The sequence below is a fragment of the Microcoleus sp. Pol10D4 genome, from assembly GCF_036701555.1.
Classification (GTDB): domain Bacteria; phylum Cyanobacteriota; class Cyanobacteriia; order Cyanobacteriales; family Microcoleaceae; genus Microcoleus.
In genome coordinates this window covers 44161-68800 of sequence record NZ_JAUBRA010000008.1, presented here as the reverse complement: position 1 = coordinate 68800, position 24640 = coordinate 44161, and the positions used below count along the sequence as shown (strand labels likewise).

Annotated in this window: 18 protein-coding genes; 6 read left to right on the top strand and 12 right to left on the bottom strand. The window is 45.8% G+C overall.

The window, feature by feature from the left end; genetic code table 11:
• Positions 1–64: 64 nt before the first annotated feature.
• The 5 genes from QUA36_RS06780 to QUA36_RS06760 all read right to left on the bottom strand — a co-directional run bounded on the left by QUA36_RS06780 (position 65) and on the right by QUA36_RS06760 (position 9940).
• Positions 65–5164, bottom strand: a complete 5100-nt coding sequence (locus QUA36_RS06780; protein ID WP_333456319.1) for an Eco57I restriction-modification methylase domain-containing protein — start codon at positions 5162–5164, stop codon at positions 65–67.
• On the bottom strand, positions 5161–8439 hold the full coding sequence (gene drmD, locus QUA36_RS06775; protein ID WP_333456317.1) for a DISARM system SNF2-like helicase DrmD: 3279 nt from the start codon (positions 8437–8439) through the stop codon (positions 5161–5163). Before drmD ends, QUA36_RS06780 begins: the two co-directional genes overlap by 4 nt.
• Positions 8440–8818: 379 nt before the next feature.
• Complete coding sequence (locus QUA36_RS06770) at positions 8819–9046, bottom strand: ISAzo13-like element transposase-related protein (protein ID WP_333456407.1); 228 nt, start codon at positions 9044–9046, stop codon at positions 8819–8821.
• 10 nt (positions 9047–9056) lie between these two features.
• On the bottom strand, positions 9057–9539 hold the full coding sequence (locus QUA36_RS06765) for an ISAzo13-like element transposase-related protein (RefSeq protein WP_333456405.1): 483 nt from the start codon (positions 9537–9539) through the stop codon (positions 9057–9059).
• 5 nt (positions 9540–9544) lie between these two features.
• Entirely contained in the window at positions 9545–9940 is a 396-nt protein-coding gene (locus tag QUA36_RS06760) for a hypothetical protein (RefSeq protein WP_333456315.1), read from the bottom strand.
• Between the two features lie 1128 nt (positions 9941–11068).
• Here QUA36_RS06760 and QUA36_RS06755 point away from each other — a divergent pair.
• A complete protein-coding gene (locus QUA36_RS06755; RefSeq protein WP_333456313.1) occupies positions 11069–11425 on the top strand; it encodes a DUF2511 domain-containing protein in 357 nt (118 codons plus the stop codon).
• A 290-nt stretch (positions 11426–11715) separates the two neighbouring features.
• On the opposite strand, the gene QUA36_RS06750 is transcribed toward QUA36_RS06755, so the two are convergent.
• Positions 11716–12591 (bottom strand): ADP-ribosylation family protein, encoded by an 876-nt coding sequence (locus tag QUA36_RS06750; protein WP_333456311.1) that lies wholly within the window; start codon positions 12589–12591, stop codon positions 11716–11718.
• A gap of 117 nt (positions 12592–12708) precedes the next feature.
• Between QUA36_RS06750 and QUA36_RS06745 the strand changes: the two genes are divergently transcribed.
• Entirely contained in the window at positions 12709–12960 is a 252-nt protein-coding gene (locus tag QUA36_RS06745) for a hypothetical protein (protein WP_333456309.1), read from the top strand.
• 233 nt (positions 12961–13193) lie between these two features.
• Here QUA36_RS06745 and QUA36_RS31310 read toward each other — a convergent pair whose 3' ends face one another.
• The 6 genes from QUA36_RS31310 to QUA36_RS06720 form a co-directional block, all read right to left on the bottom strand.
• The gene (locus QUA36_RS31310) at positions 13194–13301 is read right to left on the bottom strand and encodes a leucine-rich repeat domain-containing protein (RefSeq protein ID WP_445301422.1); all 108 of its coding nucleotides are present in this window, start codon (positions 13299–13301) and stop codon (positions 13194–13196) included.
• Between the two features lie 34 nt (positions 13302–13335).
• A complete protein-coding gene (locus QUA36_RS06740; RefSeq protein ID WP_333456308.1) occupies positions 13336–13677 on the bottom strand; it encodes a leucine-rich repeat domain-containing protein in 342 nt (113 codons plus the stop codon).
• 446 nt (positions 13678–14123) lie between these two features.
• On the bottom strand, positions 14124–15971 hold the full coding sequence (locus QUA36_RS06735) for a leucine-rich repeat domain-containing protein (RefSeq protein WP_333456403.1): 1848 nt from the start codon (positions 15969–15971) through the stop codon (positions 14124–14126).
• Between the two features lie 336 nt (positions 15972–16307).
• Complete coding sequence (locus QUA36_RS06730) at positions 16308–16751, bottom strand: hypothetical protein (RefSeq protein WP_333456306.1); 444 nt, start codon at positions 16749–16751, stop codon at positions 16308–16310.
• 847 nt (positions 16752–17598) lie between these two features.
• The gene (locus tag QUA36_RS06725; protein ID WP_333456304.1) at positions 17599–17739 is read right to left on the bottom strand and encodes a hypothetical protein; all 141 of its coding nucleotides are present in this window, start codon (positions 17737–17739) and stop codon (positions 17599–17601) included.
• Between the two features lie 193 nt (positions 17740–17932).
• Positions 17933–18097 (bottom strand): hypothetical protein, encoded by a 165-nt coding sequence (locus QUA36_RS06720; protein ID WP_333456303.1) that lies wholly within the window; start codon positions 18095–18097, stop codon positions 17933–17935.
• Positions 18098–18642: 545 nt separating this feature from the next.
• Between QUA36_RS06720 and QUA36_RS06715 the strand changes: the two genes are divergently transcribed.
• The 4 genes from QUA36_RS06715 to QUA36_RS06700 all read left to right on the top strand — a co-directional run bounded on the left by QUA36_RS06715 (position 18643) and on the right by QUA36_RS06700 (position 23896).
• Positions 18643–19050: a plasmid mobilization protein gene (locus QUA36_RS06715; protein WP_333456301.1), complete on the top strand. Its 408-nt coding sequence runs from the start codon at positions 18643–18645 to the stop codon at positions 19048–19050.
• 65 nt (positions 19051–19115) lie between these two features.
• Positions 19116–20657: a relaxase/mobilization nuclease domain-containing protein gene (locus tag QUA36_RS06710; RefSeq protein WP_333456299.1), complete on the top strand. Its 1542-nt coding sequence runs from the start codon at positions 19116–19118 to the stop codon at positions 20655–20657.
• Positions 20658–21126: 469 nt separating this feature from the next.
• Positions 21127–22836 carry a DEAD/DEAH box helicase gene (locus QUA36_RS06705; RefSeq protein WP_333078719.1) on the top strand — a complete coding sequence of 570 codons (1710 nt, stop codon included), beginning with the start codon at positions 21127–21129 and terminating at the stop codon, positions 22834–22836.
• A 19-nt stretch (positions 22837–22855) separates the two neighbouring features.
• Entirely contained in the window at positions 22856–23896 is a 1041-nt protein-coding gene (locus tag QUA36_RS06700; protein ID WP_333134554.1) for a hypothetical protein, read from the top strand.
• Positions 23897–24640 lie beyond the last annotated feature (744 nt).

The following is a 24640-nucleotide window of genomic DNA, read 5'->3' as shown; positions in this document are numbered from 1 at the left end:
CTAAGCATTTTACTTCGCTCTTAGCTCGATATTGAGTCGCACTTACTGTCATAATTCTTTACCTTTAAGAGTCCTGTGATTCTAGCAAATTGAAAAAGTCTAGTTGTATCCCAGATTCGCCGATCGCACTTACTGGTTCTGTTTCGGTTGCTATAGGTTTATCCCCTAGCAGTCGCTTCAGGTTCTGGGCGTGACGATCGCACTCTTGCCACGATTCCTCGACTGTACCTTCTAATTGCCAAGGTAAAAAGCGATCGCCCAATCTGGCGGCGACGGGTTGCAGTTCCTTGGCGCGGTTATCATGTCCTATGCCATAATCTGCTAACCTCAAGGTTTCGGGTAGCATCCACCCTTCGCCATCGTTGAGGTTGAGGAAGGTTTCCAGTCCGAGGCGTTTGAGTTCATGGAAGGCGACGAGGGATAAAACGGTGTGGCGCAGTTCCGGGTCTTTTTCTTTGTCCACGCGCCAAAAACCTTTGGGTTCGAGGGTGCGGGCAAATTTTTTATCGCAGACTTGGGCGGTAGGATAGTCGCAGTCTCGCAATATCCAGGCAAAGTCATCAATTTCTAATCCGTAGAGTTCGGCAACGGCGGCATCGAGGATGCAGCGCAGGCGCAGGCGTTCGTAGGGGGTAATTGCCCATAGACTCTTCCATAAATGTTTAGTGATGTCAGAACTTGTTACTTTTAAAACTTGCCATTGATTTGCAAAATTTAAATTAGCAGCAGACAAAGACATTGATTTTTTAATAACGGATATTATTAATTTATCCCTAATAGGAGTGGGTATTTCTTCCAAAAAAGACCAACTCAAGTTAGTCCCCCCTAATCTTTGTCTAAAAGACCAATCAAAAGTCAAACTGCTGAGAATCCCTCCTAACTTCCAGATAGTTAGTGTTGAACCTAAATTTACTTCTAAGCTTGCCAAACTGTGACCTGCAGGAAATCCGGGTGCAGGACTTCCGATCATGGTTCGTATATCGGTTGTCCGGGCAATATTTCGCATTAAGTAACGAGGATTCAAAGCATTTGGGCAAATAGACAAAACAGATTCTTTGGAAATTAGGAACTGTGAACCATAAGGAGAATTAGGGGGTAAATCTTTTTCCCAAAGTGCTTGATTACCTGTACCTGAAACCCAACGAGCACGATTTGATTCCAGTTGGCTTATCATCACTCCCTGATACAAAGGTAGTGCTACATCTTCAACCTCATCAATATGAATGGCGCTACTACCATCAGCAGATAAAATCCAACCTTCTGGACGCTGCAAAATCGAAAAACCGACTCCCGACTCCCGACTCCCGCCTCCCGCTTCATAAGGTTGCCAATTGCCCTTTAACCAGTGACCGTACTCGTCAGGACGATAACCCTTGGCTTCCCACTGGGGACGGGGTGGAAATAACTTGGAGTCACTCGTCATATTAAAATCGCCCTGTCGATACTGTATTCCCCAACCTTGCGGACTGTCATCCCCCAGTAAAACGCCGTTGACATACATTTTCTCTAAAATGGTCAAGTCTCGCTCAGTTCGGACTTCTAGTAACGCTCCCGTTTTGGGGCTAAACTTCGCTATTTGCTTTGCCGGTACGGATAGGTAGCGCTTAGAATCGAGAATATCTGTTTCTAGCTCGTGCGCTTCTGGGGAATCTCCTGGCCCGAGACGAAAACGAGTTAAAATCGCAGAGGTACTGCCTCCTTTGGTAACAGTAAAAACAACCATCTTGTTGCGGTGGTCGATAGCACTGAACACAAATCGCTCATTCTGGAAAGCATAAAGGTGCGTCCACTGGCATCGCTTCAAAAACAGAGCCCGTAAACTTCCCGTCCCCTTGTCGCTGTATATCCCAGAGGGAATAATTAAGCTGAAGCGTCCGCCGTCCCGCAGTAAAGCATAGCCGAGTTCCGAGAACATTTTATAAGTATATGGTTTACCTTCCCCTTGGTAGAGAAATGGATGATGGGGTTCGGTATAACCTTGACGCTTCTGGCGCTGTCTGCGCCAGACTTCGTGCAAATCTTGACTTTCTTTCTTGGACTTAGACAGGCTGAATTTTTCGCCCCCGTCTGCTTCATCTCCAAAGGGAAGAGCAACTTGTTTGTACCAATTAGTTATGGCTTTAAACCAATCGCAATACGCCAACCAATCGCGCTCAATTGTCGCATCCTTATTAAAATATTCCAACTGCTTGTTTAACGCCTCTTGCTTCCCATAGGTGCGATAAAGCGGGTCAATATTGGAGAAAAACTCCATCGAATTCGGTTGTAAAGTTTCCCAAGGCGGATTGCCGATAATAGCATCAAAACCCGCATTGGCACTGGCAAACACGTCAGGAAACTCTAACTCCCAGTGAAAAAACTGGTATTTTTCCGCTAACTGTTCAATCATTTCCCTAGTTTCCGCTGGCGGATTGAAAAAGCGTCCCGGTGTTGGCGCAATCTCAATGTCTTCCCCAGACCAAAACCACACCGCACACCAAGTATCTAACGCTAACCGCAACAAACGAATCGCTTCACTTCCCTCAATTCCTTCTTGATAGCGCCGTTCTCGTTCCTCGGTTTCAAAGACCGGCAAATCGTGCAATTCTTCAAAAACTGCCTTCGCCTCATCGTGAATTGTATCGGGACTTTGGGGCAGTTCAAACTCCGGCAAAGGCAAGCTCAACTGCTGGCGGCGAATCGGATCGAGTGCCTCAACCAGTCGCTTCAATTCTGCTTTAACGAGATCATTCTTGGCATCCTTAATTGCCTGATTCCACTTGTCCCCCTTCTGCTGCAATTTCCCCTTCAGGTTCACCTCGCGGAAATGATGCACAAAACGGGTGTGATTTTCATCTCCTCCTTTCCGTTCCCACGCCATCGCTGGATAATCCTGAAAGCGATCGAACCAACACCCCACTAGAGAATTCCCGCACTTTAACTTGTGGTCGAGGAAGCTAAACGGCAGTGTCCTGTCCATCGTTTCCACCCACAGAGACAGACGCGCCAACTCTACCGCCAAGGGGTCAAGATCCACCCCATAAATGCACCGTTCCACAATATACCGCTTGAGTCGGGCTTTCAAACGTTCCTCAAAATCATCCGCATCCGGCAAAACAGGCAGGGTTTCTTCTAGCAGAGAGTTTGTCCCCCCTCCATCTGCCAAACGGCACAAAGTTTTATCCCCGTGCGCTTCAATGCGGTTGTGGTAATGCAAACTTTCATACAGCGCATCGGTCAAAAACCTCAGCGCCGCTACGGGAAACGACCCCGAACCCATCGCCGGATCGCAGACTTTCAGCGCTAAAATTTCTTCCGGCAACTTGGGCAACTCCCCCTGATAGGCCAGCGGTTGCAGCGTGCGCCGCGTGGTAGGAATTGCCAATTGAGGGCGAGTGTAGAACGTCCCGGAACCCTTGCGCGTCCCTCCCCACCGCACCAGAAACCACTCACCCGGCAACACGATTCGCGCAATCAGGCGATCGCCTGCTTTGCTGACTTCCTGCTGATACCGTGTCAAAGCTTCCGCTTTTGTACCTCTGGGTTTAGCCACCAGCTTACCCGCTTCCACCGCCCGCATCGCCCACTGATGGGTACGTTCTCTCAACTGCTGAACTTTATCAAGATCTGCTTCCAGTTCCTCGATGTCAGCTTCTAAGGCAGCGTCCTCTTCTATCTCTTCCTCAGCTTCCTCTTCAACTTCCTCAGTCTCCTCTTCCTCCGCTTCGGAATCTTCCCCCGCCGCCAGTTTTGACTTTTTCTTCAGCTTCTCTACCAAATTCGATAAAGCTGCATTATCCATCCCTTCCAGACGCGCTAGAGGGAGTACGGGTTGGTCGCCCAAATTGAGGAATATCATCGGGTCATCTTCACCAGCGCGACGCAACTCGAAGTCCAGCAGCCCCTCGTATAGAATGCCGATATACTCCGAGGACAGATCGGAAAAATCCACCGGCGCTTCCACCCAAGTGGTGCTGCGCCTCTGACGCACTTTCACCTTGCTGCGGCACAGCAATTCTAAAATGCGATAAATCACTGCATCCGAAGGCGCGTTTTCCGGGTGCTCGAATGCCGAGAGCGATCGCAATATCGCGTCTTTCGCGTCCGAATCGCCTGGGGTGAAGAGTCCGCCCCCATATCGTGGCACCGGCAGCGCTTCGTGAGAACACCCCCGATCAACCAACTGGAACAACGCCAGCAACCGAGGCCAAGCGCTGAAGCCATTTCGCAACCGTTCCGTTGCCCGTCCCCCAGCGAGGCGATCGAGCTGTTCGCGCAATCCTTGAATGCCGTAGGAACCGTGATAAATCGGGTTGTTTCGAGGTAGCAAGTCCCGCGCCTCGGCAAACAGAATCACCACGCAGCGCATGATAATGCGGGTGGCAGCTATATAAATATCGCGATTCCCGACTCCCAACTCCCGACTGCCGAGCCCCGATTCCCGAATCAACAGCTCAACTGCCAATCTAACCCGTTCTCCCAGAACGCCAGACAGTTCGGCTTGACCTTGACGAGATGCGACGATCGCGGCAATCAGCCGACTGGGGGACTCTACTTTTTCCGGGTGCAGCGAATCTTGCCCCAACAACAAGCGCAGCGCCGCTACCTGCAACCCCGGCTGCCCCTCTTCAAACCACAGGTCAATATCCCACTCGCACCAAGCATCGTAATCCGTCCCGGCGTGAATTAACCGCCACTGCCGGCCATTCGTTAATAAAGCAATTTTTTGATTGGCTTTTCGCAACCATTCGATCGCGCGGGAAACGGCACGCCGTCCTTTGCCAATTCCCAACCGCGCCACCACTCTGCTTTCTGCATCTGCCACAAAAACAGGCAGAATTCCCCCCTGCGGATCTAACCAGACGCGACGCGGTTTAATCGATTCTTTAGTAATCGCTTGTTGCGTCCAGCTTCTATCGACCCCACTGCCTTTAATCCACCAGTCTTTCGATAGTTGCAGCACGTCTTCTAAAACAGTATCGAGCAAAGAGACGATCGCCCCTTCGTCGCCGCTGCGAACTCGATTCACGTCTCGCCGCAACCGATCTTCAACGTGACGCGGCAAGGGCGAAATCTCATCAGGAAAGAACTCTGCCAGCTTCGACGGCGCAACCAACAGCCCCCCGTGTTTTAAAGAAGCCCACCAGGAATAACGGTCTACAGTTTGTAGGGAATTTACCATCATTTTGCCACCTCCGGCAGGCGAATTTCAACTGTAACGGGGAAAACTCGGGCAGTGCCTCGCAAAGTATAGCGTTTGGGCAAAATTCCTTCCATCACGCGGGTTTGCTCTATTTTCAGAAAATCCAGCAATTCCTGATAGTGGCTGCCTCGCCTTTTCAGTTCATCTTGTAAGTCGCGCAGGCGTTCTTCTTTCGAGCGAGTATCTTCAGGGAATAAAGACAATTGCTGCATATCTTCCAATAGTTTATCCCGCTCTTTCTCGATTTTCTGTAGCGACGTCTCTTTCATCGCCCGTTCCACTTCTGACAAGCGAGACTTAAACCGTTCCTTTTCTTCCTTGAGGGCAATTTCCTTGTTTACCTTGAGTTGAGCTTGCAGGCGTTCAGTTAACTCTTTCTCCAGTTGCCTAGAAATCTCCCTCAACTCAAAGGAAATCTCGTCCCACAAATCGCGCGATCGCTGAATATCTGCTTCGCTGACTGGACGAGATAGGGGGCGATCGTCCGAGGCGGGAACGTGTGGCAGCGGTTCGCCCAATTCTCCATTTTTCACGGGAAATCGCACCGTTCGCACCCAATGGTGGAAAGGTTCCCGCAGTTCACTGACTGCCAATTCTTCCACAGTTAGCAGCAGCAAAGCATCTGCCCCCGCTGGAATTTTCCCATAACGCACCGTCCACCGACTCGCCACTTGATTTTCAACGCTGCCGGGAAATCTCGCCCGCGCAAACATCGCCAGTGCTTGGTGAAAGAGGGGGTGTCCCAAGTGCAACAATACCGTATCTTTGGCAGGGCGAAATACGGGGCGACCGCTGCGATTTTGGATAAAATGTTGCGGGTCAAAAACGAGGGCTGGCAGTGTCCCTCGCTGACCGCTATCCGTTTCCACCCGCAAATAATCGTCAATCAAAGGTTCCCATTTTGGGGGAATCGGAATTCGCAATCGCAGTTTTCCTTGTTCGTCCGGTCCTTCAAACCTTGGCAATCCAATCCCCAATCCCAAAGCAATTTCTAAGGTACTTTTGAGCGTTTCTGAGGTGAGGTCAATTTCTCGTTCAAATTCTTTGAGAGCGATCGCGCAGTCGCGCTCATTTTCTACAGGAGGCTGTCGCGGAATCTGGACGCGATCGCGCTGTTTTGCTAGCGCATCATCCAATCCTCGGATGATGGAATGAGTGTCTTCTAAATCGACAAATCGGCGCTGAAATGCAGCATCGAACACTTCCCCCATCGAGCCTAATTCTTCTCGAATGGTATTGACTTTACTAACAACGTGTGCTAAAAATTTCAAGTCAGCATCATCTTCACTGGTAAAGTGAAAAACAATTACATCCCGCGCCTGACCGTGCCGGTCTAAACGTCCATTTCTCTGGTCGAGACGGGCGGGGTTCCAAGGGATATCGTAATGCAAAATAAGATGGGCCGTTTCTTGCAAGTTCAACCCTTCTGATGCCGCATCAGTCGCGACTAAAACGCGAACGGGGTCGTCAGGGTCATTAAAGGCTTGCTTAATCTCCTCCCGGTCTTTGTCCGGCAAACCGCCATACAAGACGCGAATGGCTTGGGGGTCTTTTTTGAAAGTTTCCTTGAGGCGGCGTTCCAGATAGTCTAGCGTGGTTTTATATTCAGTAAAAATAACCAGGCGATCGCTCTTAACCCACTCGCTGCCGTTGCGAAGATACTGCTTGATAACTTTCATTAGGCGTTCCCACCGCTCATCTTCTGAGGGAGTTGGGAGTTGGGAGTCGGGAGTTGGGGGAACTAAATTTAATTGTTCCAAAGCCCTGTCAATCTTGGCAATTTCTTCACTCAGGTGAGGAACTAGAGGTTTTAGCCAAGCCCCTGTAGTTTTAGCGGCGTGTTGCAAGCGACCTTCCGTTTCGCGATCGTCATCCAAATCTTCCAAAGTCGCTCGTTTTGCAGCTTGAACTTCTGCCAGTTGTGCTAATTCGTCTCGCTCGATTCCTTCTTTAAAGCGATACCAAGAGTTCGCCAAGGTATAAGGGCAAGACAGCAGGCGTTTGTTTAGCACCTCCACGGCAAACGACCCGGCTAACTGGTCGGTTTTTTGGGCTCTGGCAATTGCCGACTTGACAGCCGCGCGAAATTCCCCAAAAGCGGCGGAGAGTCGTTTTTCTTTGGCTCCAAAATAGAGGGGAACCGGTTCGGGGATGCGATCGCCAAACCGAGGCGCGCGGCCGGCTTGCTCGTCAAGCTGGTTGAGTTCTCGCTTGAGCCGGCGCACAACCACTTCTGAAATTCGCTGTTTGAGTGCGTCTGTAAACTCGCTGGTTTGCGTAAATCTGACGGGATCGAGCTGTTCGAGCAATCCAGAAAAACAGCGGGTGTGACCGTTGTGGGGCGTTGCCGTCAGAAATAACTTGTGCTCAAACCAAGGCGAAATAGAGCGCAACATTTTTGACAAGTCGCTGTCTTCGCCAAAGTTTGACGGCATCAAGTTGTGGGCTTCATCCACAATCAATAAATCCCAGGGCAATTGCGCTGAGCTATCTGGCTGGCTGCAAGCGGCTCGGAATTGCTCTAAGACATCGGGTTGGCGCAGATAATGGTAAGAGGTGACGATACGGGGATAAGTCCGCCAGGGGTTGGCATCGAGTCCGAGGCGCTTTTGCAGGGCGTGAGTTTCGGCGCGATCGATGACGTCAAAGGTGAGGGAAAATTTGGCTTTCATCTCCTGCTGCCACTGCTTGCGGAGGGCAGCGGGACAGAGAATCAGCACGCGCCGAATTCGCCGGCGCAGCAGGAGTTCCGTCAGGATTAACCCCGCCTCAATGGTTTTGCCCAACCCAACGTCATCGGCGAGTAACAGGGAAATTCGGGGCATCCGCAAAGCTTTGAGCAGGGGGACTAACTGAAAGTCTTCCACCTGTACGGCTCCAAAAAAAGGCGAAGCGATGGGGGAGTGGGGCAGTGCAGCGGAGCGATCGGGGTTCAGGAAAGGAGAGAGTGCCGTCCAGCGAGTGGCCCGTTGTAGGGCATCAAAGTCGGCTTCAGGCATGGGGGGGTCAGTCGCGACTTGAGGGAGGGCGGTTGGTTCTAGGAGGGTGGCGTTGAGTTCCCGTTCCCAGATGATGCTGTCTTCTAGATTACCATCTGAATCGGTATATTCCAGACGCACGAGGTGGATTCGCCCTTCTGGGGTGCCGTCGAATGGCTCAACTGAAGCGATCAGAGCGCGACGGTTACGCACAGTGGCGAGCATCCCCACGCGCGGGGAAGTGGTTGAATTTGTATTGGTTCTGTGACTGGGTGTCATCGGGACCTCGTTGCTTTCTCTGTATTCAACAGTAACTCGAAGCAGTAGGCGTGCGCTCCTTTGCTTATGGGATCTATGAGCGATCGTCTACCGAGCGAAACAACTTCGTAGTGACCTCTGCTTTTTGCAGTTCGATACATCTAGTAGTCGAATAATTTCCTCAGTGAATTATTTAACCAGACATCTAGATGTTTAGATGATTAAATCGCAGGTGATGTCGCCCCCAACAGTATCACACCATTTGAGCGAATGAGGGACATAGGCACACTATTGCAGCGGGGCAACTGCTTAATTTTTGGGAAGCTCCACCTCCTCCAATCATCTGCAACCGAGCGCTACTTTGTTATCGTTAGGGAGTTGCAAGAAAATAAGGTACCAATCAACCGGGGACAATCGTGATATCCCATTTGGGCAATGTCTCAGAACGCTGCCAGAAAGGATGGTACTGTTCTAACTCAGTTGGTAGGACTTTAATGCCTTTGTCATAGATGGTTTCGACGTGATGCACAATTGGTGCAATGCCCTTCCAAGTCATATTGGCAGCCCACTGTATAGCGGCTTCAACCGAGTCTAAAATTGCGCCGTTCCAATAATTTTCGCTTAGCAGCCCAACAGCGTTAAATGGGATTGTACTTGCTATGGTAAGGAGGATAGTAAATCAGTCGGATTTTTACATCAATCGCTTTGGATAGTTCAACCATGCGTTTGATAAATTGCGTTCGGTCACTACGAGTTGCTGCACCACCATCAAGGTCAATCACCCATTCTGAGATATCGGGATAATCCAGTTGATTGTCTTTCCACCAAGCGGTTAAACAATCGACGATAAAATCACTGGTTTCAGCCGACTGACCCATATAAATCGATAACTGTTCGCTGTGGGTGTTGAGAATGCCAAAGGGGACTAAAACCGACTGCCAGTGAGTATCGTGGTCATCAGCCTTCTTTGGTTCCAACGTCCGTGCCTTACCACCTCTCGACAGGTTGCCAATCTTGACCTTGGCTTTGGTATCAATCGACACTCGCAACGAGTGGGGATTTTCATCCGATGCCTGATTCTGTTGGAACACATTCTCGAAAATAGCATCGGTTTGAGCAATCTTTTTCAGGGGTTTCGTTTTTTGTGTTTTTTGAGGCGATACCCCAAGCGATTGAGAATTTCGCCCGTTGTCTGGCGAGAGGGTAATTCGCTCTCTCTGTAGCCAGCTTTACTCACTAATGCCTCTGGCACTGCTCTGGCACTGATACGCGCATATAAAAATGTAGATTGCAATTTCGGGTCGGCTTGGGCTTGCGTGTCCACCAAAGAGCGGATATCTGCTTCTAGGTTGGGCAGCACTTGTTCACTTTTGTGTCGTCCCCTGGCTTGATAGTTATCCACACAGATGAGTCCTGTTCGCCGTTCATTTAACCCCAGTTGTACGCTCTGGCGATTCCACCCCATGACGGTTTCCGCTTGGCGCGCCGACCCATCGAAGTAATCTTCGGTGACCTTGGCCATGAAGTCTCGTTTACGGTATCCCGTAAGTTTCTCACTGGCATCCTTGAACGTAGCTTTAACGGTTGCGTCGAGTATCATCCTTATTTGAGTCAAGTGTGATTGGAGCAAGAGCGTCGCCTTTTTTTGTCTCCTCTTCTCTAGAGTGACTGGTATTCTATTTTCCCGCAAGTCCCTTACTACCTGGACTAATAGGGTGGAGAATTATAACCGCCATTAATAGCTAGGAGTCGAGCGACTGCTGTAAACCAAGTCAGGGAATAAATCTTTAGCCAACTGTCAAGCTTTATCAGACAACAACAGTTTAGCCCATTGCAAAGCGCGAGTCCGACAACAGCAATTTACGCGACTGTCAAGGCTGGTATAACCGCTACTGTGTTACCAATTTTCTCATACTCTTAAATTTGATTTTTTATTCAATTTAGATCCTCTAACTTGACTATTAAGTCAATTCACTTGTTGTTAAAAAGGCTAAAAATTAGCTAAATTTTGTGGGGCGTTAAAATCAGGGATTTGCAGTATAAAGTCAGGCGTTTGCAGTATAAAATCAGTGAGATTACAGGCATTTGCAGGGGCTGCACTTTACCTGCAAATGCCTGTAAATATCCTGCAAATGCCTGCAATTTTATGCCAAATTACTGCTTTTTTGTGTCGAGCGTACATTTGCCTGTTGAGGCAGGTTATGGCTGTTCTTGAGTAGTAGCAAGCAATGTTTTTGTCCGTACAAACCTGACTTTTACACGCAGAAACAAAAACAATGCACCCTTATGAATGGGGAATCCTAGGTGTCAAGTAGCTGGATTTTTACCCGCTCTTCGGCTGTGCCGATCGCTCACATTGCTCCTGCTGTTGTGGCGGTTTTGTGGAGGTGATCGACGCCGGAAAAGTCACATCCGAAGTTGTGGCAGTTGTGGGCTCGGCAGAATTTGCAGAGTTCGATCAGCTTATGGCTAGCTGTCCCGCTCTTTGTCTCTGACCCAGCTTTGCCAGTCTACTTTTGAGTTGATCGAGCGTAGCAATATCGTTACTAGCGTCCCCGGCGACGCTGTTACCCATGAACGTGTATCCGAACTCATCCAAACTACCTCATGCCAGACTTAAGAAAAATAAGAGGAACTGGGAGCAAGTCTAATGAACTGGAAAAAGTACGTTGTAGTGTGTGGGTTGCTGCTGACTGTAGGTTGTCTAGGGGAACCGGGTCAGCCAATTTCAATTTCACAAGAGCAATTCGGTGACGATTGGCCCTTAACAGTGCCGCGTGGGAAATTGGATTGTATGTTTACTGGTAACTTTCATGCAGAGAGCGTAGAAGTTATTTATTTTATTGCACCAGATGGCAAAGAATATTTGCTCAAGGGTTCGCCGATGCGCTCAGAAAAAATTCTTCTTCCGATTGATCCCATCCACAAGCCTGACCCCACCAATCCCCGAGCTAAAAAAAATCTTGATGTATTAATTGAGGCAGGATTCCAGGTATGTCCCTACTAGCAAAATTGCCTACCAAAACTATTGGATTAAATAAGCGCCCGCTAGCAATCGCTCGGCGCGCTCAAATCGAACTATAGCAGTCCTAAATCAGTCGCAAAATCGATCGCAACCAGAATTCTTGCAGTGTAAGCATCTTGCTCGCGTATATTTTTTCAAATCATTTAGGATTGCTATATGTGCAACGCCTCAAAAGCAGTTTTCTATCCCGCTTCCCAGCTACCTCGCTCACCCACTAATAACTGCTGTATTATTTCTGCCAGCCTCCCCTAGTCTTTTATTCAGAAGCTCAACTAAAGATACCAGTCATCAAGAATATCTATATAAGCAAGAACAGGATCTCGGTATTTCCAATGGTTACGGAGTATTTGCTGTAAGAGTTTTCTGTCTAAAGCTGCATAAGCAGCATCCAGTAACTCAAAAGCATGGTGATTCCATTCCTCAGTGTTTAGTGCCCACAAATCTTTACCAAATTTAAGCGCGGTACCAGGAAACCCTGCATTCAAAGCCTCCTTAGCCTCATTAAGTTTTTCACTTTTGAGATGCCCTGAAAGTGGGCGATAGAGCTCCTCAGGAATTACAATTCCCATTTCATCCCAGGTTTCGGCAGTTATTATTCGCTCTTGCTCTGTTGTTGTCAAATCATATTTGTTACTGTATTGCTGTAATTCTTCGCTAAGTTGATTCAATTTACTGATTCGTTCTCTTGCATCATCGGAATCTTCTAGACCATATTGGATGTCTTGCAATATATCTTCATGTACCATATCCAAAGCGTTCTGTACTGCATCAAATAGAGTAGTTCCATCTTGGGAGAGAGCATAAGCATCGTTTTGGTAGTAATGACTAACACAACTGGGAAGAGAATTGGGATCATCAAAATAATAGCCCCAGTGCAGCCCATCTACGTGACCTTGCAAAACAGTGAAGAATTCCGGTGGATCTCGATAGTAACGCCAATGCAGATCGAAGCTCAATTTAGGCTCCTTGCCGTCGAACCTTCCACCAAGAAACTCGAAGGGACCAACTAAGTTGATATCAAGAGGCTCAATCAACGCCTCCAGAGGATTCTCAGGGTTTAAGTGACAAGCGAATTCCCAGAATTGAAAAAAGTCCTCTGGAAAAGCTATACTGTAGCGTTCTTGTAGTGCTTTTTTGCGTTGTTCCATATGACCAATGACTAATGAGCAGCTCAAAAACTAAAGACGGTCTGAATTATTCCGACGTAGATAGTATCGTTGCTACTATTGTGTTCCGGATTGATAATCACCAAGATACCTGAAGTTATGCCGATATTATCAGTGGCAGGAAAAGTAAAAGTCCCTACAGACCGATCGCCCACGACGGAACTCATAGAATTAAACAGGCGAGTGGCTACCAATCTGGCATCGTATCTTCAGCTATTGAGGAGGATTTTGTGGTGGCAATCGACGCGGGTCTTTCTTGCATCGGTCGATATTGTGGCGATAGTTGGCGAGACGCAATTTGAAGAGTTTAAGCAGCTAAAAGGTGAGGGGCGCTCTCATAAAAACGTATAAAAACTCATAAAAACGTATATTGCTGAAAGTTTGCCTAGGTCTGCCGCTCTTGGATTTTCCTTGCTGACCACGGAGAAACCAGGAGGGATCGGCTTGGCAGGTAGCCCGATCGCCCCTGGTTAATTCCCCGGTAAATCAATAGGAAATAAGGAAGCCACCACTTCTATAAACGGATAGGCGGGGAAACTCCAATTTCCCCATTTAGGACTGGAAACTATTATGTTTCCCTCAGCCTATTCATATATTTTCAGGTTTGGCAGTTGTCTGATCGTCTCTGGAATTTCGGTAATCTGATTGTTACTGAGATTAAGCGATTCCAGGTTGGACAGTTGCCCGAGCACCTCTACGATGGCTCTAATTTGATCGTCGCCGAGGTCAAGCTTTGTCAGATTTGACAGTTATCCGATTGCCTCTCCTCTTGAGGTAATTTGGCTTATTACCGAGGTCAAGCTCTCTTACATTGGACAGTTGCCCCAGCACCTCTTCTGGGTCGGTAATAGGATTGTCACGGAGGTCAAGCTTTGTCAGATTGGACAGATAGCCGAAATGCTCTGAGATGGAAGTAATCTGATTTTCACTGAGGTCAAGCTCTACCAGATGTATGCATTCGGCAATTTCCGGTGGCAAATCTTCCAACTCCAACCCCGATAAATCCAGTTTAATCAAATTTTCATTGGCAGCCCACTCAATTCGTTGTAATGCTTCCTCTCGCGTCATGTCCCTTATCTCTCAGTAAGTATTCATTTTATTATGACCATAACTTTTGCCTGTGGGAAAAAACGCCAGGAATCAGGAAACGGCAACAATAGAACCTAGTAATGCCATTTCCACCATTTTAGGCTAGTGATAAATATGTTCGAGGAAGGCAATCTGCACTTTCCCCGCCTACGACTCGAAACGGGTACGGCTAGGCCAGGATATAGAAATTTCTGATTTTTAGTTCACTCTCTAACTTTTAGAAGTGGGGTGTCATTTTTAGGCAACGGTGCATAAAGCATCTTGGTAGACAAACCAGCTCCAACAATCTAGCTTTGAGACACAGGCTAGAGAGTTGGGGTAGGGCTAAAAGTAGCCTAACTTAGGGGATTACAATATTGAGTATAAAATTTATACCGTGGTAACTAGATATTATTTTTTATTATTTTTGGTTGTCTAGCCCTTGTCTAAGAATCGCTGGCAACTATATCATCCATCTTCTCTAAAGCCTTAATAGCAGCTATCAGAGAAGTTTGAGCTTTTAAAGCAACTCTGGTTACTTTAGGCGGGGTATAACTATCAGGTTCTGCTGCTTTTGCCAGCCGTGCGTTTATTGCGTACAGAGCAGCAATGTCTTTTTTTAACTGAGAGTTCTGGAGTCTAACAGACTCAGTACCCTCAACCGCTTTATCTGTAACTCGTGGTTGTAGGGGAGTATTTAATGCCTCTGCAATCTCCTCATCCTGATCGCAAGTTTGAAAGTAGAAGTCGAGAATGGTAAGTAAATCGCCTGGTCCGTTAGAGCCTTCGTCTTGGAGAATTTCGGGAGGAATTAGGATCGGATTTCTCCGTAAACCGAGTGTTTTCAACTTTTTCATATCACGAATTGCCTTTGGGATCTTAGTAATCTTATTGTTATCGAGGAAAAGCTCTATCAGATTCAACAATTGCCCTAACGCCTCTGGGATAGAAGTAATCTCATTCTCCCCTAGGGAAAGTTGTGTCAGATTCGACAGTTGCCCGAGTTCCTTTGGAATGGAGGTAATCTTATTACAACGGAGGCTAAGCGTTGTCAAATTAGACAGTTGTCCAAGTGCCTCTGGGATAGAAGTAATCTTATTGTGACCGAGGTTAAGCGTTGTCAAATTAGACAGTTGTCCAAGTGCCTCTGGGATAGAGGTAATCTTATTTTTATACAGGTAAAGTTGTGTTAGATTCGACAGTTGCCCAACCGCTTCTGGGATGGAGGTAATCTCATTTTCTCCTAGGGAAAGTTGTGTCAGATTCGACAGTTGCCCGAGTTCCTTTGGAATGGATGTAATCTTATTGCTAGCGAGGTAAAGGTGTGTCAGATTCGACAGTTGCCCTAACGTCTTTGGGATAAATGTGATGTCATTGTCATGAAGGTCAAGCCATCTCAGATTCGACAAGTGCCCAACAACCTCTGGGATGGACGTAATTTTATTATCCCCGAGATAAAGTTCTGTCAAATTCAACAGTTGCCCGACCGCCTCTGGGATAGAGGTAAATTTATTTTTATAGAGGTAAAGGTGTGTCAGATTCGACAGTTGCCCGACCGTTTCTGGAATGGAAGTAAATTTATTTTTATAGAGGTAAAGGTGTGTCAGATTCGACAGTTGCCCGACCGTTTCTGGAATGGAAGTAATCTTATTCTCTTCAAGGTAAAGTCCTATCAGATTTGACAGTTGTCGGACTACCTCTGGGATGGAGGTAATCTTATTATTACTGAGGCAAAGGTGTGTCAGATTCGACAGTTGTCCGATCACCTCTGAAATAGAGGTAATCTCATTGCTACTGAGAGTAAGACTTGTCAACTGCGACAGTTGCCCAAGCGCCTCTGGGATAGAGGTAATCTTATTGTTATCGAGATTAAGGTGTGTTAAATTCGACAGTTGTCCAATCACCTCTAGAATGGAGGTAATCTCATTGTCATTAAGCCAAAGCTTTGTCAGGTTCGACAGTTGCCCAAGTGCCTCTGGGATGGAGGTAATCTTATTGTTACCGAGATTAAGCTCTGTCAAATTTGACAGTTGCCCAAGTGCTTCTGGGATTTGGGTAAGCGTATTATAACCAAGGTCAAGCTTTGTCAGATTCGACAGTTGCCCAAGTGCTTCTGGAATGAAAGTAATTTTGTTGCTACGGAGGGAAAGCTTTGTCAGATTCGACAGTTGCCCAAGTACCTTCGGGATTTGGGTAATCTTAGTGTAACCAAGGTTAAGCTCTGCCAGATGCCTACACTTGACAATTTCCGGCGGAAATTCTTTCAAATCTAGTCCCGACAAATCCAGTTGCATCAATTTTTCCTTAGCGACTAGCTTAATTCGTCGCACTGCTTCCTCTCGCGTCATATCGTTTGCCTCTCAGTAACATTTATTTTATTGTGATCGGAATTTAGCTTGTTGGAAAAGCGCTATTTCCCAGCCTAAAGCTTGTAACCCTTACTGCTACAGCAGGATATCGGCTTATTTTGACCCAGGGTTTAAAAGCACCACACCTAGGCGGGGATAACCCCAATTTTCCCACTCACTCCAAAACCTTGTTATAGGCGGGGATAATCCACTTTAAGTGTTGTGGGTTTTGTTCGTTATCCCTGATTCTAAAAAAAATCAAACATTTATAGCAGTTATTAATCACTTTAAGTCGCGATTAATTCTTTGAATCGGTCGGACATAATTTGTATTAGCTCTGACCCAGTAGCGAGTTCGACCGAATGAATGGCTTCCCACCCATAGCCAAGGTTTTCCCCGTCGGTCAAGAAAAATTCCAACAGCATCAAATCTTTCTCCAGTGGGCATAATCCTATCAACAGGCAAATCAATCATATCCATTCGATTACTTTGACCAGTCCTATCTTGCCAGCGAACATTCAAACCTTCTGGATCTACGACTTCCCACACCCAAGGCATGACTCCACTCTTTCCATTGACAATGTGGTAGTCTCCATTTTTGTCAGCCTCTGGATATGTGTTGGGATTTTGAACTTGGAGCAACGGAGTAGCAACGCTTTCACCACAAAAAGAAGGTAATAAAACCCCGGCAGTGAAGATTAGACCTATCAAAAGATTTTTGAACATAAAAACTATATACCTCACATGACCAAAAAACCCTATACACCTGAAGGTTTAACGTAAAAAAGCTAGACCCGCAACCGCTCCAACCTTACCAACACTCCCACCGCTCCGACCGTGCCACCCCTGCGAGTGTTACCAGTTTTTAAAAAAGTGTCAGGTTGCAAGGTGCAAGTGTGACGCAAAAAAGCTAGACCGCCCCCCACTCCGACCGAGGCAAGCACATTAAACACTACTTGCCCCGCCTAAGCCCTGTAACCCTTGCAGCTAAATCAGGATAGGCTCATTACTTGACCGACGTTGCAACGATCACAGACTCTCTCGCCCTTAAGACACCGTATTAGGGTCTGCTCTTAACCTGCTTTCATACCAACTGTTTAGCCGATTGCAAAGCGCGGGCCCGACAACAGCAATTTATGCAACTGTCAAGGCTGACATAACGGCTGCTACGCTGCCAATTTTTTCGCACTTCTGAAATTTGATTTTTAATTCAACTTACCAAGCCACAACTTGACTATTAATTCAATCCAGTCTTTGTTAAAAACGCTAAAAAATTAGCTAATTTTTGTGTGGTCTAAAGTCAGGCATTTGCAGTATAAAGTCAGGCATTTGCAGTACAAAATCAGATATTTGCAGGTATTTGCAGGGGCTGCATTTTACCTGCATTTGCCTGAAAATATCCTGCAAACACCTGCAATTTCCTGTCAAATTACTGCCTTTTTGTGCTGTTCGTGTCTTGACCTGTTGGGACTGGTTATGGCTGTTCTTTGTTAGTAGCAAGCAATGTTTTTGTCCGTACAAAGCTTTATTTATTACTTTTAAATAAAAACAATGCACCTCCCATAAATAGAGATTACTGCCTGTACTCATCAGGTGGAGAACTATAACGAGCATTGATAGTTGGGAGTCGATCGGCTGCTGTAAACCAAGCGGTCGTTCCCTCACGACTGCTGTAAACCAAGCCCGCCGTTTCCTCACGACTGCTGTAAACCAAGCGGTCGTTCCCTCACGGCTACTGTAAACCGAGTGCGTAGGAGGTCACGGAGCTTCAAGCACAAGATTGAATTAAAGCGGAGGGAGCGAATAATTCGCAATCCTTTATCCGACCTTCGTAATTATTCGGTTATTCGGCCTCTCACGACTGAGAATAATTTGCGAGCGAATAAAAGAAACAGCTTTCCTTTATTTCAAACATCCGACGATCGAGGAAATGTTAATGACGAAGGTCGAGCGCTCGAAAAGCGGGTTATGCCTTGACTTTTACAGTTGCCAACACGATAGCCATCGACTGTAAGTAGCGATCGATCGCAACGCAGGAATTTACCGTAATAAGTCAGGTATTTGCTGTACACAAGAGCGTGAGAATGCAGGCATTTGCAGGAACTGCACTCTACCTGTTTTTACCCCAAAATGTCCGGCAAGAGCCTGCTTTTTCCTGTCCCTTTACTGCTTTTTTGTGCAGAAAGTGCCAATTCCTGTTGGGACTGGTTATGGCGGTTCTCTCTCGGTAGCAAGCAATGGTTTTGTCCGTACAAAGCTTTATTTATTCCTTTTAAATAAAAACAATGCACCTCATAATTGCCGAATCCTAGCCGCCAAGTCAGGTTTAAGACTTTCTTAAGCTGTAATGACAAATGTAGCTAACTGTCATACAAATTAAGCTGAATATTATACAGCTATAAGAAATGAGAGGGAGAAAGGAGCTGACAACGCCCTCGCCTGTCGAGCAAACACTTTAAAAAGCAAATGGATAGATTGTCAATTATTGAGTAGCACTCGCAACCCGTTATCCTCAAATGGCGGGGGTCACTTTACGCTCCTCGTTTGCTATTTTGGGGTGAAGTTGAAAGTAGTTATAAATTTATAAAATGAGATAAACTCAACTATTATCATGGCTATGAAGCTCAATAAATTTCCTCAACAGCCGCAAAATCCGAGACTTTCGAGTCGGCTGGAACTGAGATTGTCTGACTCAGACTACAATCAAATCAAAGCAAGAGCAGAGCAAGTCAATTTGAGCATGAGCGACTTCATGCGCCGTGCAGCTTTGAGGAGAACCATGCCGCGCCCTCTAGCTGCATTTGACTTAAAAGCCTATCAAGTTTTATGCAAGATTGATGCCCAATTGAGAATTGCCGGAAATAACCTCAATCAAATTTCTAAAGCTTGCAATAGTTCTGTGGCATTGGGAGAACCAGTGGTTGTCAATACAGGACTCTTAGAAAGCGTACAGCAACTCATTCGAGAGAACGGGAATGCAATTAAAACAATAGTTGCAAACCTCGCCAAATCTACAGTACGCTAATTATTAACAAGGCTCGGCTTTACCGCCTGAGCAATCGATTCTGTGCAACTGACGGCTTTTCGGTTATGATTGGCAAACAAATTAAAGGTACAGGCTTTCGGGGCTGTCTGAACTACGTGCTGGGCAAAAAAGACGCCGCTCTAATTGGCGGTACTATGTGCGGACAAACTCCTGAAGAACTGGCTGCTGAATTTGCGATCGCCCGACAACTAAGACCTAACCTGAAAGTAGCAGTTTTTCACGCCACTTTATCTGTTGATAGCACCGAAAAACTAGAAGATTCTGAAGAAAATGACCAACGCTGGCTGGCGATTGCAGCCAACTACATGAAAGCGATGGAATTTGACAACAACCAGTACGCAGTTGTCAAGCACAGCGATACAGAACACGACCACATCCACATCGTCGCCAGTCGCATTTGCCTAGATGGAGGTGTTGTTGACGATAGCTGGGATTATTACAAAAGCCAAGAAACTATTCGCCAGCTCGAACGGAGTTACAACCTGGAAAGTGTTACACCCAGTTGGGAAACAGACAAGCGAGCTCAGACTACAGGAGAACACAGGCAATTAAAAAGCAAGGGAAACAAGAGCGTCAGGGTGCAATTGCAAGACCTAATTGATGAAGTCACCCAAGACAACCCAAGTATGCCAGAATTTGTTGAGCGGTTGCAGCAACAAGCCGTAGAGGTGCAAGTCGGATTGACTCGAACTGGCTTCAGTAAAGGCATTTCTTACAATTTAGATGGGGTCGCTTTAAGTGGCACTCAATTGGGTAAAGCCTACACTTTTTGTGGATTGCAGAAACATCGAGGCGTTAGCTATGACCAAGGGCGAGATAACGCCCTAATTGAGGCTTTAATGCAGCCACAACACTTAGCGAACGCCCCTAGCGAGGCAGAGGAAAATGAGCTAGAGTTGTCACAATCTGAGCTAGAAACAACCGAACCTGCAACTCCTGCAACAGCAAATGAGTTAGAGTTACAATTATCAATCCTGCCTGAACGTGATGAAACTCAGTGGCAAAAAGTGCGATCGCATCTAGCAGTCGAGTACAGTTTACCTTTAGAATTGCTTGAAAAATTGCACTCTCATTCTTGGTTGTATGCCGCCTCTGAAAAGGCTGTCTTTACGGCACGGACGCTTGAGGGGGAAGCCCGGTTCGCTTTTGTTCTCGATGAAAGAGGCAACTTTACTACAACCCAACCCCTGTCATCTGAAGCTGCTTTCTGGGTAGCAACTACTGGAGAAATTGAGCGAGCTGTGATTGCGTGTAACCCAATAGAAGCCCTTTCAATTTTGCTTATTGAACAGGAAAATAACCAGGATAACTCTACAACACCACCACCCACAATTTACCTAGGAATTGAACGAGCTTCACAACTGCCTATAGAATTCTTACAAGAACTGGATAGCGTTATTATAGCGATCGCCGAAAATTCTCAGCTCGCTCGAAATGCGCTTGCGCTGCTACCGAATGCAGAACTTGTTAATCCACAGTCAAGTTGGAATGATATCTGGATACAATTAATTGAGCAAGAAGAGCAAAATATTCAACCAAATAACCAACCTTATAAACAGCGCATCCAAGACATCGAACTGGATTAATTGTTGCTACCTTAAATTTGTCTAGAATTTAAACAAAGTGCTTAGGTTCATAAAATCAATCAATATGTTTGATAAAACCTGTTGATCAATACTTCGGACAGTTTTTTAACGGCCCTGTAAGTCGAGGGCGAGGAAGCCCTGCCATTTTTTACGCATTTTCTGAAACGAGTGCGCGCTTACTTAAACCTTGAAAAAATAGTCCAGCATATAGCCAGTAAGGGTTTCGGAGACTCGACTAGATCTAAAACTGTCCTCCGTATTGCTTATGGGACAAGGATTATGTCTCACCACTACTTCCGTATCACTACCAAGCATCATAACTTGGCTGTACAATAAAGGGTTCTAGCCGTGGGTCGCCCGTATTCTTAGCCTCAAACGCTAAGGATAATGACTACACTTATTACCTAGCAAAGCTTTTAGGCTAGCGGACAGGTCTGTTTAGCAGACCAAGTAAGGAAAAACTATAAATATGGAAAAAAACTATACATTTCAATTCAATCCTTCCACTGCCTTAGAAGCCCTGAAAGCTGGTAAATACGACCCGCTTAACTTCTACGAAGCGCGTTTAGACCTGTTTAACCTCTCGGTAATGGCAGACTATGACCAACTCATTTGCCTACCCACCTTAACTGCTATCGACAAATACTGGTATCAGATTGAAACAGCCCGAAAAGTCCTCAGACAAATGGGTGGACGGGCATTACTAGCGGATGAAGTTGGATTGGGTAAAACCATTGAAGCGGGACTAATCATCGCCGAATACTTAGCTAGGGGGATGGTAAAGTCCATCCTAGTGTTAACTCCGGCATCCCTAGTTTCCCAGTGGCAATCAGAGTTAAGTGACAAATTTAATATCGCTACTATCACCACAGATAACCGTGACCCACAACAACCGATAGACGAATTTTGGACAAATAATCCGCGAATTATCGCTTCATTAAACACGGCTAAGTCTGCTAAACATTATCTTCACGTCACCAGTCGTACTTGGGATTTGGTTGTTGTCGATGAGGCACACCATCTAAAAAATCGCAGTACCCTCAACTGGAAACTGGTCAACGCCCTCAATAAGCGGTTTATCCTCATGCTTACTGCTACACCAGTGCAGAACTCCCTTGTGGAACTGTTTAATCTGCTAACCCTCCTCAAACCGGGACTGCTACAAACAGAAGCCGCTTTTAAAAAAGAATACGTCAATTCCAAGAATGGACGAGTCCCTAAAAATCCCGAAAAGTTACGCACTCTGATGCGGGAAGTTATGGTACGAAATACCCGCGCCCTAGTAGATGTCAAACTGCCCAAACGCTTCGCCACCACAATTACCGTTACCCCGGCAGCCGGAGAGGAGAAACTTTACCAAGACTTGAGCAAGTATCTACGTTCTTCAGAGGACAAACTAGACAGACTCTCCCGTACTAATTTGCTAATGCGAGCGGGTTCATCCCCTAATGCTTTAGCTGACTCCCTCAAGCAACTGACTATCCGCCTACCCGATGAAGAACTGAAGTCTTTAGCTGCACGAGCATCCCAAGTCAAGCAGGTCGAGAAAGCAAAAACCTTAGTAGAGATGCTCTCCAAATCTCGCCAGAAAACCTTAGTTTTCACAACCCATAAAGCAACTAGCACCTATTTAGCTAAAACGCTGCAAGCGGAAAATATCCCCTTTGCAGAATTTACTGGCGGAATGTCCCTTAAACAGAAAGATGAGGCTATAGCCGCATTTCGGGATAATGTTTCTGTACTCTTAGCATCGGAAACAGGGGGAGAAGGACGTAACATCCAGTTTGCTAATGCGATCGTTAATTATGACCTGCCCTGGAACCCAATGAAAATTGAACAGCGCATTGGTCGTATCCACCGCATCGGACAAACCCAGGATGTTTTTATTTTTAACTTCTGTCTCAAAGGCAGTATCGAAGAGTATATTCTGCGGATACTGCACGACAAAATTAATATGTTTGAACTGGTAGTCGGAGAAATTGAAACAATTTTAGGCAATGTGGATGATGAATTTGACTTTAGTGAAGTTGTCATGGATATCTGGCTTAAGCATCAAGTTAAACCCGAATTAGATCAAGCCTTTGAGCAATTGGCAGATAATTTGTTGAAAGCCCAAAAACAATATGAGCAAATTCAAGAACTGGATGAACAGATTTTTGGCGAAGATTTTGAAGCTTGAAAAATTGATTTGATTAAATATGTTATCAGACCCAATAATTACTACTTTAGAAAAAATTGTAGCTCTCCATGACGGAATAGCTGAACCGGCTGGGGAACACGTTTTAAATGCGCTGTTAAATGAAAACATAGCCTCGTTACTTTCTCTACCAGAAGAAGTAACTTTTACAACTATCACTGATGTACCTCAAAGTGTTTTTGTTACTTATCATTCAGAAGTATTAAATAAATTATCTGAACTATTAGCTGTCAAAGGGCAGATTAGTGCCTTGGGTGTAAAATTTGATGGCTATCTAAAAGCTACGGGATTTGACAAAAGCATACCAGAGAGATTCAAACCTCAAAATGGGTTAATTCGTTTTGTAGATGCTAAACCATCAACCACTCGCTACATTTTATGTAATGTGGCTTACACAGCGAATGCCGAAGAAAAAAGGATTGGTCTAGTTTCGTTTATTATCAATGAAATAACAGGAGTAACACCAGTACAAATTGGGGATGCTTTATTTTGGGAGTCTGACAGAATGGATGTGGATAATCAAGAAACACCATTTTCTATTCCTTTTGATGAGTTGTTGAAGTTAATCGAACATCAAAGTGGAATATTGATTGGAAAATCTTTAGATAATTGGCAGGCTAAATTAACAAGAGCAAGAGCTAGGGATGAAGAAAGACTAAAGGATTATTACAACACGATTAGCTCTGGGATTCGCCACAAGATTGAATTAAAAAATTTGATTGGTGATGAATTAGACAAAGAATTAGCTCGAATTGAAGCTACTAATAGAGAGCTAGATCGAAAATTGTTAGATATCCAAGAGCGTTATGCAATGAGTGTAGAAGCTTGGTTGCACAGTGCAATGATTATCCATCTACCTACAGTACATATTCAATGTGAGTTGCAAAGAAAGAAAACGAAACGGACTGTAACAATAGTTTGGAATCCGTTCACTAAAATTATTGAACCTCTTTGCTGTGAATTATCAGGAGAACCTGTTTACGATTTCTATTTAGATGATCTATCAGCTAAAATTATCTCCCCGACAGTTTGGACTAGATAGGGGTATAGCCGAGATACGGGCTTTCCGAGGACACGACGTAAAGTTTTGTAACAATGCCGCTTTTCAATGTCCCTTCCGCCTAAAGAAGCTGCCAACACTCAGTCAGCTAGAGCAGAGTAGTAATACTACTCTGCCCTCGTACAGACCCAAAAAGCGGAAATCTTTTACTGCTAAACATTTCAGGCTTTGCTACTTCAAGTCATTTTGTCTTATATTTACAAAACTTTACGTCATGTCCTATTTTGCAGGTATCTCGGCTGTACCCCAAAGGTGCGTCCAGGTTTTGAGTTGAGTGACCAAACGAAAAGATACGCTTGCTGTAATTCAATCCAGATGCAACAACTTGACTATTAATTCAATTCAGATGCAGCAACTTGACTATTAATTCAATTTAGATGCAGCAACTTGATTCTTAATTCAACTTAGATACTGTAACTTGACTATTAAATCAATTCGGATTTTGTTAAAAGGGCTAAAAATTAGCTAATTGTTGCGTCAGCTAAAGTCAGGCAAGTGCAGTATAAAGTCAGGCAAGTGCAGTATAAAGTCAGGCAAGTGCAGTATAAAGTCAGGGGTTTGCAGGGGGTGCACTTTACCTGCAAATACCTGAAAATATCCTGCAAATGCCTGACTTTTTCGGTCAAATTGCTGCTTTTTTGTGCTGTTCGTGCCTTTGCTTGTTGAGGCTGGTTATGGCTGTCCTCTCTCAGTAGCAAGCAATGTTTTTGTCCGTACAAAGCTTTA